The 14,300-nt window shown below is 62.2% G+C and carries 9 protein-coding genes, 1 tRNA gene and 3 pseudogenes; 4 read left to right on the top strand and 9 right to left on the bottom strand.

Going from position 1 to position 14,300, the window contains the following annotated elements:
* Window positions 1-48: 48 nt before the first annotated feature.
* Window positions 49-192: a hypothetical protein gene (locus PPN31114_RS26210; RefSeq protein ID WP_174988190.1), complete on the bottom strand. Its 144-nt coding sequence runs from the start codon at window positions 190-192 to the stop codon at window positions 49-51.
* Window positions 193-658: 466 nt separating this feature from the next.
* Between PPN31114_RS26210 and PPN31114_RS18520 the strand changes: the two genes are divergently transcribed.
* Entirely contained in the window at window positions 659-1,552 is an 894-nt protein-coding gene (locus PPN31114_RS18520; RefSeq protein ID WP_150680944.1) for an outer membrane protein, read from the top strand.
* Between the two features lie 70 nt (window positions 1,553-1,622).
* Here the strand turns inward: PPN31114_RS18520 and PPN31114_RS18515 are convergent, their stop codons facing one another.
* The 3 genes and pseudogenes from PPN31114_RS18515 to PPN31114_RS26640 form a co-directional block, all read right to left on the bottom strand.
* Window positions 1,623-2,939, bottom strand: coding sequence for an ABC transporter ATP-binding protein (locus PPN31114_RS18515; protein WP_150680943.1), 1,317 nt, complete (start codon window positions 2,937-2,939; stop codon window positions 1,623-1,625).
* A 10-nt stretch (window positions 2,940-2,949) separates the two neighbouring features.
* Window positions 2,950-3,588, bottom strand: a pseudogene (locus tag PPN31114_RS26645) (ABC transporter permease subunit); the annotation flags it as partial.
* 165 nt (window positions 3,589-3,753) lie between these two features.
* A pseudogene (locus PPN31114_RS26640) lies at window positions 3,754-4,689 on the bottom strand (ABC transporter permease subunit); the annotation flags it as partial.
* Between the two features lie 545 nt (window positions 4,690-5,234).
* On the opposite strand from PPN31114_RS26640, the gene PPN31114_RS18505 reads away from it, so the two are divergent.
* On the top strand, window positions 5,235-6,809 hold the full coding sequence (locus PPN31114_RS18505) for a tetratricopeptide repeat protein (protein ID WP_150680941.1): 1,575 nt from the start codon (window positions 5,235-5,237) through the stop codon (window positions 6,807-6,809).
* Between the two features lie 103 nt (window positions 6,810-6,912).
* Here the strand turns inward: PPN31114_RS18505 and PPN31114_RS18500 are convergent, their stop codons facing one another.
* Both PPN31114_RS18500 and PPN31114_RS18495 read right to left on the bottom strand, forming a co-directional pair.
* Window positions 6,913-7,986 carry an AI-2E family transporter gene (locus PPN31114_RS18500; RefSeq protein WP_150680940.1) on the bottom strand — a complete coding sequence of 358 codons (1,074 nt, stop codon included), beginning with the start codon at window positions 7,984-7,986 and terminating at the stop codon, window positions 6,913-6,915.
* 133 nt (window positions 7,987-8,119) lie between these two features.
* Window positions 8,120-8,992 (bottom strand): annotated as a pseudogene (locus tag PPN31114_RS18495) (LysR family transcriptional regulator); the annotation flags it as partial.
* Window positions 8,993-9,172: 180 nt separating this feature from the next.
* Between PPN31114_RS18495 and PPN31114_RS18490 the strand changes: the two are divergent.
* Together PPN31114_RS18490 and PPN31114_RS18485 are read left to right on the top strand one after the other, a co-directional pair.
* Complete coding sequence (locus tag PPN31114_RS18490; RefSeq protein WP_150680938.1) at window positions 9,173-9,952, top strand: TerC family protein; 780 nt, start codon at window positions 9,173-9,175, stop codon at window positions 9,950-9,952.
* 186 nt (window positions 9,953-10,138) lie between these two features.
* Complete coding sequence (locus tag PPN31114_RS18485; RefSeq protein WP_150680937.1) at window positions 10,139-10,501, top strand: TFIIB-type zinc ribbon-containing protein; 363 nt, start codon at window positions 10,139-10,141, stop codon at window positions 10,499-10,501.
* 63 nt (window positions 10,502-10,564) lie between these two features.
* On the opposite strand, the gene PPN31114_RS18480 is transcribed toward PPN31114_RS18485, so the two are convergent.
* From PPN31114_RS18480 to PPN31114_RS18470, 3 genes are all read right to left on the bottom strand, one after another.
* A tRNA-Met gene (locus tag PPN31114_RS18480) sits at window positions 10,565-10,641 on the bottom strand.
* A 202-nt stretch (window positions 10,642-10,843) separates the two neighbouring features.
* Window positions 10,844-12,502 carry an MFS transporter gene (locus tag PPN31114_RS18475; RefSeq protein WP_150680936.1) on the bottom strand — a complete coding sequence of 553 codons (1,659 nt, stop codon included), beginning with the start codon at window positions 12,500-12,502 and terminating at the stop codon, window positions 10,844-10,846.
* Between the two features lie 171 nt (window positions 12,503-12,673).
* Window positions 12,674-14,221: a sensor histidine kinase gene (locus tag PPN31114_RS18470; protein ID WP_246182632.1), complete on the bottom strand. Its 1,548-nt coding sequence runs from the start codon at window positions 14,219-14,221 to the stop codon at window positions 12,674-12,676.
* Window positions 14,222-14,300 lie beyond the last annotated feature (79 nt).

Below are 14,300 nucleotides of genomic sequence, written 5' to 3'. Positions count from 1 at the left end.
GGAACAAATAAGGACAAAACGGCGCTCGTGTCTGGTGGCGGCCGGACCTTACTTCGGGTGGTGAACCGCGTAGTAGACCAGCGCGGCGATAACCGCACAGGTGACGGCGAGGCCGCGACGACGCCAGCGATAGCCGGTGGTGAAGGTCAAGGCGCGTCCCCGGCCTTCTTCTTTCGAGTGGTAGTAGCTCATATTGCGTCTTCTCAGATCTAGTACACGGTCTTCGCCGCGGACGGAACCTGCGCAAGCCTTTGCCGCCGCGCCCCCCGGCGCGTGACAAGCAGGTCCGTCACTGATTATGCGACTGCACAAAAACGACCGCGAATCAGTATCTACACTGATAGGTGTGGCCTTTTTGACACGGTTGCGTCGCCGCCTCATGCGTTTCGACGCCCTCCTCGAAACTGCCCGCCATCCTCCCCGTAACGCGTTTCTTTTGTCCTGACGCTCGTCCGCTAAGGCCGTTACCGCGACGACGAGGGCTGGCCCCAGCAGGTCTCTCGATGGATGAGATATTGCGCAACGCGAACACCACAAAAAATCCACGGTTGTCCGCTTGCGCCCCGCCGCGCGCGCTGAAACAATGCCTGAAAACGGTGGCCGCGCCGACGGCCATTGCCGAATCGTCGTTGATCTCACGCCTGGGGAGGGTCGTGTCATGACGCCGAATACGCGCCGCACCATCGCTTGCGGCCACAGCGGAGCCGCCGCATCGCTTCACGCGGTCACCGCCATTGCCTTGGTTGCCGCCGCCTTGATGGCGAGCAACGTCCATGCGCAGGAAGCCATGCTGCGCGCCAACAATCAGGTTTGGGTCGACGCCGGGGTGCAGCAGTTGCACTACTGGGAAGATATCGGCCCCGGCAAGAGCGATTCCGAGCGCGGCAACACCGCCGCTTTCAGTCTCGGCGCTTCTACACAGCACCAGCTATTCGGTATCTCGAACCTGTACTTCAGCGGACAGGTGCGCGTCGCACACGGCAACGTCGATTACGGCGGCTATTTGCAGAATCTGACCGGGCAGGTCGTGCAGCCGAGTTACCAGATGACGACGCGCTCGACTACCACCGACGTCACGCTTAAGGCCGGTAAGGCGCTGCCCTTCATGCTCGGCACGTGGCATGCGCAACTCGTGCCGTACATCAGCTACAGCTATCACGAGTGGATTCGCGACAGCAGCCGCGATCCGTACGGTTTTTACGAGCGCTATCGTCACCACGTGGTCGGCGGCGGCCTGATGGGCCAGCTTGAAGTGACACCGAAATTGGTCGCCACGGCCGACTTCCGCGCGGGCGCGATGCTCGGCTCGTCGATGACGTTAGCCGGTTCGCAAAACACATTCAGTCTGGGCAACAAGCCGGTGATCGTAGCGGGCTTCGGGCTGGACTACGCGGTGACGCGCAATTTCCACGTGAACACGACCTACGAGTGGTCGCGCTTTCAGTATGGCCGCTCCGATGTCACGCAAATCTCGCCGGGCAACAATGCTTACGAGCCCGATTCGAAGACGATCAATCAGACTTGGATGATCGGCGTCGGCTACGCCTTCTAAAAACGAAAACGCCGCGCGGACTTGCGTCCGGCGCGGCGTAGTTCGTCAGTCGTGCAGCGAGGCGTTCCGCTCAGGTCGCGCCTTCCACGTCCTCGAGACTGAACGTCTCAGTGTGGTCGTTATACGAGAAGATTTCGGCGTAGCGTCCCCAGTTGATCGCGGTGTCGAGCGTCTCTTGGGCGAGATCGTCCGACATCGAGTCTTCCAGTTCCTGCTCAAAACGCACACGCGGTGCGCGTCCGCCGCGACGCTCTTGCAACACTGCGCGAATCTTTGCCGCTAGCGGCACGTGACGCAGCAGATGCTCGGCAAACAGCACCTTGCGTTCCTGCGTGCTCACATCCACGAAACGTTTGCCCGCCGTCGTCAGCAGCAAATCGCCTTCCTTGAGTTCAGCAAAGCCCAACTGGTCGAGAATTTCCGCCACGGGAAACAGATCGTCCACTTCCAGTAGCAGCGTTTGCGCGATTTCCGGCAAGTCGGCGCGGCCGTTGTACGGCGGGCCAGCCAGGGCTTCGAGCAGACCGGCCATCAGGTTGGTCGACACCTCGTGCAGCGGGCTCGACAGTTCCAGCGGAATCTTCTGCGTGGTGTGCGCGTTACGGCGCGACGTCATCAGTGCGTAGATGTCGTCGACCATCTTGCGAAACGCCGGATCGAGACGATTGCGACGGTGCGCGAACGGCACCTTGATCTCGGCCACGACGCGCCCCGGGTTCGACGACAGCACCAAAATGCGGTCGCACATGAACACGGCTTCTTCGATGTTGTGCGTGACGATCAGAATCGATTTGATCGGCAGTTGGCGCTGGCTCCAGAGGTCGAGCAGGTCGGTACGCAGCGTCTCGGCGGTCAGCACGTCGAGCGCAGAGAACGGCTCGTCCATGAGCAGCAGCGTCGGGTTGACCACCAGCGCACGGGCGAAGCCCACGCGTTGACGCATACCGCCCGAGAGTTCACGCGGATAGGCGTTCTCGAACCCGTCCAGACCGATCAAGTCGATGGCGGCGAGCGCACGCTTGCGGCGCTCTTTCGGCTCGACGCCCAGCGCTTCGAGGCCAGCTTCCACGTTTTGCAGCACCGTGAGCCACGGGAACAAAGCAAACGTCTGGAACACCATGGCCACGCCTTCGGGCGGGCCTTCGAGCGGCGCGCCGAGGTAGCGGATGTCGCCCGAGCTCGGCTGAATCAACCCGGCGATGATGCGCAGCAGCGTCGACTTGCCCGAGCCGGAGCGGCCGAGCATCCCGACGATTTCGCCTTCATGCAGTTGCAGGTTCACGCCATCGAGCACCTGACGCTCGTCGCTGCCTTTGCGGAAGCCGCGGCTGACATTGGCGAGCGAGAAGATCTCTTTTCCGACGGTCGGTTGGGTATCGTTCGGCATCACGGTCCCTTCAATTCAGGCGAAGCTTGTTTTCGGCGATGGCGTACATCGGACGCCACAGCAAGCGGTTGAACAGTACGACGAACAGCGCCATCACGGCGATGCCCAGCAAAATACGCGGATAGTCGCCGGCGGCGGTCGTCTGCGCGATATAGGCGCCGAGCCCGTGCGCGGCGAGTTTGTCGTCGCCCCACTGTACGTATTCCGAGACGATCGACGCGTTCCACGCACCGCCCGAGGCGGTAATCGCGCCCGTCACGTAGTACGGGAAGATGCCGGGCAGCATCACCTGACGCCACCATTGCCAGCCGCGAATACGGAAGTTGGTCGCCGCTTCCTTGAAATCGTTCGGGAAGGTGGTCGCCCCGGCAATCACGTTAAACAGGATGTACCACTGCGTGCCGAGCACGATGAGCGGCGAGAGCCAGATATCGGGGTTGGCGTGGAAATGCACGATCGCCACCACGAAGATCGGGAACAGCAGGTTCGCCGGGAAGGCCGCGAGGAACTGCGCGAGTGGCTGAATGCGCTCGGCGAGCTTGGGGCGCAGGCCGATCAGCACGCCCAGCGGCACCCAGACGACCGACGCGATGGCGATGAGCACCAGCACGCGCACCAGCGTAATCAGGCCCAGCCCGAAGACACGCAGAATTTCGGAGAACCCCACTTCGGCCAGCACGAACGCACAAATCTTCCACGCCGCGAACACGCCAAGGGCGACGAGAATGGCGGCCCAGATCCAGTCGATCACGCGAGAGAGCGGCGTATTCGACTCGGAATGGATGGCCGCCGGCAGCGAGACGGGCATGCGCGCCCGCGCAATCGTGCGCAGCAGCTTGCCGAACGGGCGCAGCAGATACTGAATCGCGCGCGTGCGCTGAATCATGTTGAGCACCCACGACTCGGGCGCGGCTTGCGAGACGGTGTCTTCGAGGCGGAATTTGTCCGACCACGCGACCATCGGGCGGAACAGGAACTGGTCGTAAATCAAGATCACGACCGTCATGGCGAGAATCACCCAGCCCACCGCGTGCAAGTCGCGCTGAAGGATGGCGGTGGCCAGATAGGCACCGATGCCCGGCAGCGTGACCGTTTTGTCGCCCACCGTAATGGCTTCGGAGGCCACCACGAAGAACCATCCGCCCGACATGCTCATCATCATGTTCCAGATGAGGCCCGGCATCGAGTAGGGCACGTCGAGCTTCCAGAAGCGCTGCCAGGGCGAGAGCCTCAGGTTGACCGCCACTTCAGCGAGGTCGCGCGGCTGAGTTCGCATCGACTGGTAGAACGAGAACGTCATGTTCCACGCCTGACTCGTGAAGATCGCGAAGATGGCGGCGCACTCGGCGCCCAGCACCCGCCCGGGGAAGAGGGCGAGGAAGAACGTCACCGTGAACGAGATATAGCCCAGCACCGGCACCGACTGGAGGATGTCGAGCATCGGCACGAGCAGCTTCTCGGCGCGGCGGCTCTTTGCGGCGAGCGTGCCGTAAACCAGGGTGAAGATCAGCGAGGCGACCATCGCGGCGAGCATGCGCAGCGTGGTGCGTAGCGCGTACTCGGGCAGATTGGACGGGTCGAGCGAGATGACTTCGGTTTGCAGATCGGCTAGCGGTGCCCACGTCTGGCGAATGCCCGAAGAACTGACCATCAGAAAACCGATGATGATCGGGAAGGCAATGAAATCCCAGCGATTGGGCAGCAGGCGTCGCGCGGTGGCGGGAATGAACGGTCGGGCTACGCGCGGCATCAGGACCTCGTGTTTATGAGGGGTCGGACGAACAACGGGACTCGGCGTCGGCATGCGGCGCAACGCGGCGACCAGCAAAGCGATAGGGCGAAATCAGCTGCCCGGTTTGCGGTCGTCGCACACGTATGCATGGACGGCAGCGGATGCTACCAGATTGACCCGCAAAATGATGTTAAAGCGAGCGCATCGGGCTGGCAAACGGCGCTCGTCATTCCCCGACTGTGGTTTTTATGCTGCACCGCCGCAGATGTCGTTTCGAAGGGTAATACGGTGCGGCGAGCCGCCGATCGAGCGACCGGTTGAGCTACCAAATGAGTCACCGATCGAGCTACCGATTGCGCGGATAAAAATTGTCACATTTAAGTGTCGTTAAGTTGTGAACTTTGCGTTGCCTGCGCGGCCGAATCCCCGCGGCTTGCTTCGTGCCGTGCGGTCGTGTAGTGTGCACCGCTTGTTCGGGCACCGGTACTTGATTTTCCCCAGTAGATACGGGACTTCCCGGCTGCCCCGCCCCCCCCAATTTCAGAACACTAAGGAAGCGCCGCATGACGACGCCAATGGATGCGCGTTGCGAGCGCGCACGACAACTGAGTGCCGCCGGACGGCTGGCCGAAGCGATGGCCGAACTGCGCCAACTGCTCAAGCAGGCACCCGAGTTTCTGCCCGGTCTGGAAGGTTTGGCCTACGTCTCACTGCGCATGCAGGCGTTCGACTCGGCCGCCGACGCGTTCGACCGAATGCTGGCGTTGGTGCCGCAAGCCGGCGCGCAGGTGAGTTTCGATGCCGCGATGGCCAGCTTGCAGGCAGGCCGGCCCATGCGTGCCGATGCGCTGTTCGAATCGGCCGTGCAGCAATCGCCGGACGCCATCGGCTCGACCCATACGGTTGGACTCACGTGGGCGCAGGCGGGCGATAACGCCCGTGCGCTGACGTGGTTCGAGCGCACCGCCGCCAAGGCGCCTGCGCTGTGGCAGGCCCACTTCAATCGTGGTCGCGCGCTGGGCGCGCTGGGCCGGTACGACGAAGAAATCGACGCTTACCGGCTCGCCAACACCATCGCCCCGCAGCAGCCCGACCCGCTGGTCAATCTCGGCGTTGCGCTGCGCGAGCGTCATGCGTTTCAAGATGCCTTGCAGTGTTTCACCCAAGCGGTGCGGCTCGCGCCGGAACACGCGGGCGCCCGTACCAACCGGGCGCAGACGAATTTGCTGCTAGGCGATTTCGCGCACGGGTGGGCCGATTACGAGTGGCGTTGGGTCGATGAAACGCAGCCGCGGCGTTTTGCCGACCGCTTGTGGGATGGCAAAGCACCGCTCGCGGGCAAGAAGGTCGTCGTCTATAGCGAGCCGGGCTTGGGCGATACGCTCCAGTTCGTGCGATTCGTGCCGCGCCTGGTGGCGTTGGGCGCGCAGGTGATGCTCTACGTGCAGGCGCCGCTCGTGACGCTACTGGGCGGTTTCGCCCGTGGCGTGACCGTGTTGGGCGAACACATGCCGGTGCCGTCTTTCGACTGGCAGATGCCGTTGCTCAGCCTGCCGCATTTGCTGGGCCTTGGCGGCGACGTGGCGGCGGCGCACATGCCTTATGTGCGATCGAGTGCGTCGCGCGAGATGATCTGGCGCTCGATGTTGGGGGCCAAGCCGGAAGGCCAAGTCCGCGTGGGCTTTGCATGGCGCGCGCGGCCGTTCCCGCCGAATCGCGATATCGAACTCGATCACTGGAAGCCGCTGTTCGCGACGGGCGCGAAGTTCTATGCGTTGCAGGTGGATGCCACCGACGAGGAGCGCGCGCAATTGGCCGAGCATGCCAATGTGATGGATATCGGCGCGAAGCTCAGCGATTTTGCCGAGACGGCGGCGGTCATCGCGCAGATGGATGTGGTGATTACGGCCGACACCGCAGTGGCCCATTTGGCCGGGGCGTTGGGCAAACCTGTGTGGGTGCTGCTGGGCCACACGCCGGACTGGCGCTGGCAGGTCACGCGCCGCGACAGCGACTGGTATCCGTCGGCGTCGCTGTATCGCCAGCCGCAGCGCGGCGATTGGGACGCGGTGATGGCACAAGTGGGTGCCGATCTCGAGACCATCGTCGCCTCGACGGCCAACGCCCGCGTGGCCTGAACGGGCTGGAAGCGCCTGAGCGCCTGAGCGCCGCGTGGGCAGCGCTCAGGTGTTGTGAGTTACGCGGTTAGCCGATCATTCGATCGCGCACTTGGCCGCAAACTTAGCCAAGATCGCTCTGATCGACCTCTTCGTCGCGCATGCGGGTGTAGATATTCCAGCACGCGATGAAGAGGGCGGCGATGAGCGGACCGATCACGAAGCCGGTCAGGCCGATGAGCGACATGCCGCCGAGGGTGGAGATCAGCACCACCCAGTCGGGCAGCTTGGTGTCTTTGCCCACGAGAATCGGGCGCAGCACGTTGTCGACCAGACTGACGATGGTGCCGCAGAAGGCGAACAGGATCACGCCGCGCCAGATATCGCCCGAGAGGAACAGCCAGACGCCGACGGGCACCCAGACGAAGGCCGCGCCGACGGCTGGCAGCAGTGACAGAAACGCCATCACGACGGCGGCCAGCACATACCCCTGAATACCCAATACCGCGAAGATGAAACCGCCGAGCGCACCCTGTGCCACGGCGACGGCGATATTGCCTTTGACCGTCGCGCGCACGACCGTGGTGAATTGCTTGAGCAACTGCGTCTTGTGACGTTCGTCGAGCGGAATCGCCCGGCGGATGATCACACCCAGCACGATGCCGTCACGCAGCAGGAAGAACAGCAAGTAGAGCATCACACCGAAGCTCACCAGCAACTGCGCCGTGTTTTGGCCGATGCTGAGTAGATAGACAGCGACGAAACGGCCGATTTGCGCGGCACCGTCGCCGACTTTCTGTTGAATGGCGGTGATGTCCTGCACGCCTGCCAGATCCATGATCCGGTGCACGCTGCCGGGCAGCCGGTCGAGCAGGCCTTGGAAAGAAACCGTCAGTTGGGGCAGGTCGGTGCGAAAGCGCACGAGGGCCGTGCCGACCTCCTGCGTGAGCATGCCGACGATGAGCGTGAGCGGCAGAATCACGATGAGCAAGATGAGCGTTAGCGTGGCGAAGGCCGCCAGATTCTTGCGGCCGCGCATACGACGCTCGAACCGCCGCTGCACCGGCTGGAAGATCACGGCCAGAATCGTTCCCCAGAACACCGCCCCAAAGAGCGGGAACAGAATCCACACGAAGGCGATGGTGACGGCGAACAGCAGGAGATGGAAGAACTTGCGCTGATCGCTACGGCTTGACATGAGGTTTCCTCGAAAGTGCGGGCGCTGACGCTGAGGCAGAGGCCGACGCCGATGATCCGGCAGGCTCGGCGGACGCCGCAGGCGTGTTACCCGCCGTTATATCAGACTCCGATGGCGTCGCCGCGAGCGTGCCGGCTTGCGCCATGATCTGGTGCACGAGCGGATGCCCTTCACCGCGCCGCGAGCGGATGGCGTGAATGTCTTCGTGCACGCCGTGCGGGCGTCCGAGCCAGCGCAGGCCACGTAGCACCGAAACGTCACCGGCACCGGCTTCGCTCAAGGGAAAGACGCCCATGCCGCGCGTGGCGAAGACGGCCATCAGGGCGCTGTCTTCAAATTCCCCGACGATATTCGGCCGGATGCCCTCGGCTTCGAACCATTGATCGAGCCGTGCCCGCAGTGCCGAGTGGCCGGTCGGCATCAGCACCGGGAGTTCGGTCAGACAATGCGGGAAGTGGTCGCGTGAGGCATTGCGCACGAGCGACGCCGGGCCATACCAGTCGACCGGCGACTCGATCAGGCGCTCGCTCGCGAGTCGCAGCGTGGGGTTGTAGGGGGCAGGCTGACTGGCGAGCACCAGATCGAGTTTATGCAGGGCGAGTTCGGCCAGCAGTTGTTCGTGCTCGCCTTCGTGGCAGACGAGGCGCAGTGACGGCGTGCCGAGCACCGGCGCCAGCAGCGCGTGGGCGGCCAGCTTCGAGATACCGTCCGAGAGGCCGACCGCCAGGCGCGCGACCCGGCCGCTGGCGGCTTCGCGGACTTCATCGGGAATAGATTGTCCAAGCCGGAAGATCTCTTCGGCGCGCCGGAAGGCCGCCTGCCCGGGCTCGGTCATCGTGACGCCGCGCCCCATGGGCTTGAGCAACTGGTGCCCCAGTGACTTTTCCAGTTCGCGAACTTGTGCGCTAATCGTCTGCACGGCCATGTCGAGACGCTCCGCCGCGCGTGCGAAGCCGCCCTCCTTGACGACGACCCAGAAATAGTAAAGATGACGGTAGTTCAACATAATGAGGTAACTTCGAAAAAACCGAACTTTGGTGAAGTATATAACTGGTTTTTGCGAAGCATGAGTTCGACGATGATGCTGTCCTGAACCCGCGGAATGCGTTGTTGGCGGGACAACAAACGAGATTGGCGCTGTTGGCGGGCGCGATTTCGATAACTCTACGGAAACTCTGGCGCACCTATGGACTATCTGCTTTCTTTGGCGGCCGACCCGGCGGTATGGGCGGCGCTTGTCACGCTGGTGGTGATGGAAGTCGTGCTTGGCATCGACAACCTGATCTTCATTTCGATTCTGACCAACAAGTTGCCGTTGTCGATGCGTGCGCGTACGCAGCGCATGGGTATCGCGTTGGCGTTGATCATGCGTTTGGCGTTACTGGGCACAGTGGCCTGGATCGCTAAGTTGACCATGCCGCTGTTCGAGTTGTTCGGTCATGGGTACTCGTGGCGCGATCTGATTTTGATCTCAGGTGGTCTCTTCCTGGTGTGGAAGGCGACGAAGGAGATGCATCACCACGTGGCGTCGGCGACCGACGACGAGCCGCACGCTGAGGAGGGATCGGCGGCTGGCACGGTGGCGACGATCACGGCGCGCGCGGCGGTCATGCAGATTCTGGTGTTGGATCTGGTGTTCTCGATCGACAGTATCGTGACGGCGGTGGGCATGACGGAGCACATCCCGATCATGTTTATTGCGGTGATTGCAGCGGTGACGGCGATGTTGTTCATGGCGGGTCCGCTCTCGCGCTTCATCGCGGCAAACCCGACGGTGGTCATGCTGGCGCTGGGCTTCTTGCTGGTGATTGGTATGACGCTGATTGCCGAGGGGATGGGATCGCACGTGCCGAAGGGTTATATCTACGCGGCGATGGCATTCTCGGCATTCGTCGAAGGCCTGAACATGCTGACGCGTCGTGCCAAGGCGCGGCGTAAAACGGAGAAGGCGCGCGTGGTGAATTAATCGCCGACGCGTTGAATCAAGGCTGAACGAAGCGGTGCCGGTGAAAATCGGCACCGCTTTTTCGTTGGGGCGGTGCGTGGGTTGAGTTCGGTTTTTACGAAGTTAGGTGAATGGAAATGCAGGTTTTTCGTGGCGCTGCCGACCGATACATTGAGGACGTTGTCTTTTACGTGACGGAGCGAAACGATGAAATGTCCTGTGTGCAGTACCCGGGATTTGTTGATGACGGAGCGTCAGGGGGTGGAGATCGATTACTGCCCGGGCTGCCGCGGCGTGTGGCTGGATCGGGGCGAGTTGGACAAGCTGATCGAGCGCACGGACGGGAGCGCCACGATGCCGGCGCATCTGACACGCGGTGGCGAGCGCAATGTTCGCGACGAACGAGACCAGCACATCGAGCGGGAATATCGGAAGGAGAGCCAAGGACACGGCTTCGGCCACAACGGCGATCACCGCCGCGATACCCACTACGGCCACGACGACCGCCGCCGCCACTACGATCAGCCACGCAAGAAGAGGTCGCTGTTCGAGATGTTTGACTTTGATTGATGGTGCAAAGGCGTAGATAAAGAAAAAGCCGCTGATCCTTTCGGAACAGCGGCTTTTTACATCTGGTGGCGAATCAGGGACTCGAACCCCGGACCTGCGGATTATGATTCCGTCGCTCTAACCAACTGAGCTAATTCGCCGTAGAAAAAGATTATATGAACCCCATCATGCGCTGTCAACAGGTTTTTACGAGAAGATGAAAATAGTTCGCCTGCCTCGTAACACCACCCATCGAACCGCCGCCCGCGCACGCCACCAGAACCCGTCGCACAAAAAGACAACGCCGGTACCCGAAGGCACCGGCGTTGTCGATCCATTCAACCAGTCTGGTCGGTCACACCCTTAGTCGTTGGCGTAGATATCGACGTCCTTGGTTTCCTTGATGAAGAGCATACCGATCACGAAGGTAATCAACGCGATCACAATCGGATACCACAGCCCCGAGTAGATATCGCCCTTGGCTGCCACGATCGCGAACGCGGTGGCCGGCAAGAAGCCGCCGAACCAGCCGTTACCGATGTGATACGGCAGCGACATCGACGTGTAGCGAATGCGCGTCGGGAACATCTCCACCAGCATCGCTGCAATCGGGCCGTACACCATCGTCACGAAGATCACCAGAATCGCCAGCAGAATCACCACCATCGGTTTGTTCATCTGCGCCGGATCGGCCTTCGGCGGATAGCCGTCAGCCTTGAGCGTGGCCGACATGTCGGTCTCGAACGCCTTGGTCTTGTCCTTCGCGTCCGCTGCCTTGCCGTCCACCGACTGGATCACCTTGTCGCCAATCTTCACCGTCGCCATCGTGCCCGCCGGTGCCGCTTGGTTCTCATAGTTCAAACCTGCGCGCGACAGATAGCTCTTCGCGATATCGCACGAGCTCGTGAACTTCGACGTGCCCACCGGGTTGAACTGGAACGAACACTCGTTCGGATCGGCAATCACCGTAATCGGCGAGCGTGCCGTAGCCGCTTCCAGTGCCGGGTTGGCGTAGTGCGTGAGCGCCTTGAAGATCGGGAAGTACAGCAGCGCAGCCAACAGGCAGCCGGCCATGATGATCGGCTTGCGGCCAATCTTGTCCGACAACGCACCGAAGAACACGAAGAACGGGCTGCCGATCAACAGACCCAACGCCACCATGATGTTGGCAGTGTTGCCGTCGACCTTGAGCACCTGTGTCATGAAGAACAGCGAATAGAACTGGCCCGTGTACCACACGACTGCCTGACCAGCGGTCAAACCGACCAGCGCCAGAATCACGATCTTCAGGTTCTTCCACTCGCCGAACGATTCCTTGAGCGGTGCCTTCGAGCCCTTGCCCTCAGCCTTCATGCGCTGGAATGCCGGCGATTCGCTCAGTTGCAGACGAATCCACAGCGAAACCAGCAGCAGCACGATCGAGAGCACGAACGGAATGCGCCAGCCCCATTCACCGAACGCTTCTTCGCCCATCACCATACGCGTGCCGAGAATCACCAGCAGCGAGAGGAACAGGCCCAGCGTGGCCGTCGTCTGAATCCACGACGTGTAGAAGCCGCGACGACCGTGCGGTGCGTGCTCGGCCACGTACGTGGCGGCACCACCGTATTCGCCGCCGAGTGCGAGACCTTGCAGCAAGCGCATGGCGATGAAGATCACCGGTGCGGCAATGCCCCACGACGCGTAGCCCGGCAACAGACCGACGACGAGCGTGGACAGACCCATCAACGTGATGGTGACGAGGAACGTGTACTTACGGCCGACCAAGTCGCCGATGCGGCCGAACACGATCGCGCCGAACGGACGCACCGCGAAGCCAGCAGCAAACGACAGCAGCGTAAAGATGAAAGCGGCGGTCGGGTTGATGCCCGAGAAGAAGTGTCTGCTGATGAAAGCGGCCAACGAACCGGCCAGATAAAAGTCGTACCACTCGAACACCGTGCCCAGCGACGACGCGAAGATGACTTTGCGTTCTTCTTTGGTCATCGGCGCATGCGTAGTGGCTGTCGTTGCAGTAGCCATGCGGTTGTCTCCTGTAATGTAAGCACGCCCCTGGGACGTACCCGGGCCGTTGCAACTGATTATTGGAGGACAACCTTACCGCCGTCTGACGCCAAACTGACTCGAAGCTTACGCCGCTAGGGACTTACCCTCGTCTTTGCCCCGAAATTGACGGTTTTCGACGCCTTTTCGCTACGCATGCGGGTTTTCGATAGGGTCGCCAAGCGGCAGGGTGACGCGTATCAACGTGCCCGTTGCTTCGGGATGCTGCGCGTCGACATGGTCGAGCACGCTCACGTCGCCACGATGGATTTGCACGATCTCGCGCACGATCGCCAACCCCAGTCCGCTACCGTCGCTGTCGCTGCCGAGAATGCGATAAAAACGCTCGAACACTCGCGGACGCTCCGCCGCCGGAATGCCCGGCCCAGTGTCTTCGACTTCCAGATGCACGAAGCCGTCGGAGGCTTCATGACGCAAGCGCACCGTGACCTTGCCCCCGGCGGGTGTGTAGCGAATCGCGTTGTCGATCAGATTGTTGAGCAACTCGCGCAGCATCACCGGCTGACCCGACAGATGCACAGGGAACGGCGGCTCCTCGAAGCCCAGATCGATGCGCTTGGCGAACGCTGCCTGAAACCAGTCTTGCATCGCGTTGCGCGCGAGCACGCTGAGATTGACGGGGGTGAACGCCGCGGCGTCGTTCGCGCTGTTCTCGGCGCGTGCCAGCGCGAGCAACTGATTGACGAGACGTGCGGCCTGCTCCGAGCTGACGGCAATCTGCGACAGCGAACGGCGCAACTCGTCCGGCGACGTTTGCCGCAATGCGAGTTCAGCCTGCATGCGCAAACCCGCGAGCGGGGTCTTCAACTGATGCGCTGCGTCGGCGATGAAGCGCTGTTGGAGCTTCATATTCTGTTCGAGCCGTCCCAGCAGATCGTTCAGCGAATTCACGAGCGGGGCAATTTCCGGCGGCGCTTGCCGCGCTTCGAGCGGCGAGAGATCGTCGGGACGCCGCGCGCGAATGTGCTCTTGCAGCGCATGCAGCGGGGCCAGCCCGCGCGACAGCCCGAACCAGACGAGCACGATGGCCAGCGGCAGAATCACGAACTGCGGCAGGATCACGCCTTTGATGATTTCGTTGGCCAGTTGGCTGCGCTTATCGAGTGTCTCGGCGACCTGTACGAGCGCCATGCCGCCCTTCGGTTCGAGGCGCGGAAGATCGACGTAAGTGAAGGCCACGCGAATGTCGTTGCCGCCGAGCGTCTCGTCGCGAAATTGCACCACGCCCGGCTGCGGCCGATCGTCTTCGTGGGGCAGCGGCAACTCGGCCGTGCCGGCCACCAGTTCTCCCTTCGCGCCAAGCACCTGAAAGTAGACGCTGTCGGTAGCGTCGGCCCGCAGCAGATCGCGTGCGGGCATGGGCAGCGTGAGCGTGACTTGTCCGCGATCGGCATGGACCTGCTGGGCAAGGACGTACGTATTGGTTTCCAGTGCGCGGTCGAACGGGCCGTTGGCAATCGACTTCGCAACGAGATACGTCACGGCAATACTCATCGGCCAGAGCAGCAGCAACGGCGCGAGCATCCAATCGAGAATCTCACCGAACAGCGAGCGCGGCGGCGGCTCGGCCTCGCGCTCTAGCGGCGCGCCGAAGCCGGGGCGCGTGAAGGGATCGGCGTAGGGATCGAACGGGTCGGTGGTGTCGGCGGAATCGGCCGAATCCATGGCATCGCGCATTGGGTCTGCGTTCTCCAGCGCAGAGCGCGACGGGCGAGGGGAACTCACCGCGTTAGCATCGCGATGATGACGAAGACTC

It is taken from the genome of Pandoraea pneumonica (assembly GCF_902459645.1).
In the GTDB taxonomy this organism is placed as follows: Bacteria; Pseudomonadota; Gammaproteobacteria; order Burkholderiales; family Burkholderiaceae; genus Pandoraea; species Pandoraea pneumonica.
The sequence above is the reverse complement of the archived record's forward strand: the minus strand, read 5'-3'. Positions and strand labels throughout refer to the sequence as shown.

Coding starts and splice junctions, on each gene's coding strand:
- PPN31114_RS26210 (WP_174988190.1), bottom strand. CDS start 192: ATGAGCTACTACCACTCGAAAGAAGAAGGCCGGGGACGCGCCTTGACC.
- PPN31114_RS18520 (WP_150680944.1), top strand. CDS start 659: ATGACGCCGAATACGCGCCGCACCATCGCTTGCGGCCACAGCGGAGCC.
- PPN31114_RS18515 (WP_150680943.1), bottom strand. CDS start 2,939: ATGCCGAACGATACCCAACCGACCGTCGGAAAAGAGATCTTCTCGCTC.
- PPN31114_RS18505 (WP_150680941.1), top strand. CDS start 5,235: ATGACGACGCCAATGGATGCGCGTTGCGAGCGCGCACGACAACTGAGT.
- PPN31114_RS18500 (WP_150680940.1), bottom strand. CDS start 7,986: ATGTCAAGCCGTAGCGATCAGCGCAAGTTCTTCCATCTCCTGCTGTTC.
- PPN31114_RS18490 (WP_150680938.1), top strand. CDS start 9,173: ATGGACTATCTGCTTTCTTTGGCGGCCGACCCGGCGGTATGGGCGGCG.
- PPN31114_RS18485 (WP_150680937.1), top strand. CDS start 10,139: ATGAAATGTCCTGTGTGCAGTACCCGGGATTTGTTGATGACGGAGCGT.
- PPN31114_RS18475 (WP_150680936.1), bottom strand. CDS start 12,502: ATGGCTACTGCAACGACAGCCACTACGCATGCGCCGATGACCAAAGAA.
- PPN31114_RS18470 (WP_246182632.1), bottom strand. CDS start 14,221: ATGCGCGATGCCATGGATTCGGCCGATTCCGCCGACACCACCGACCCG.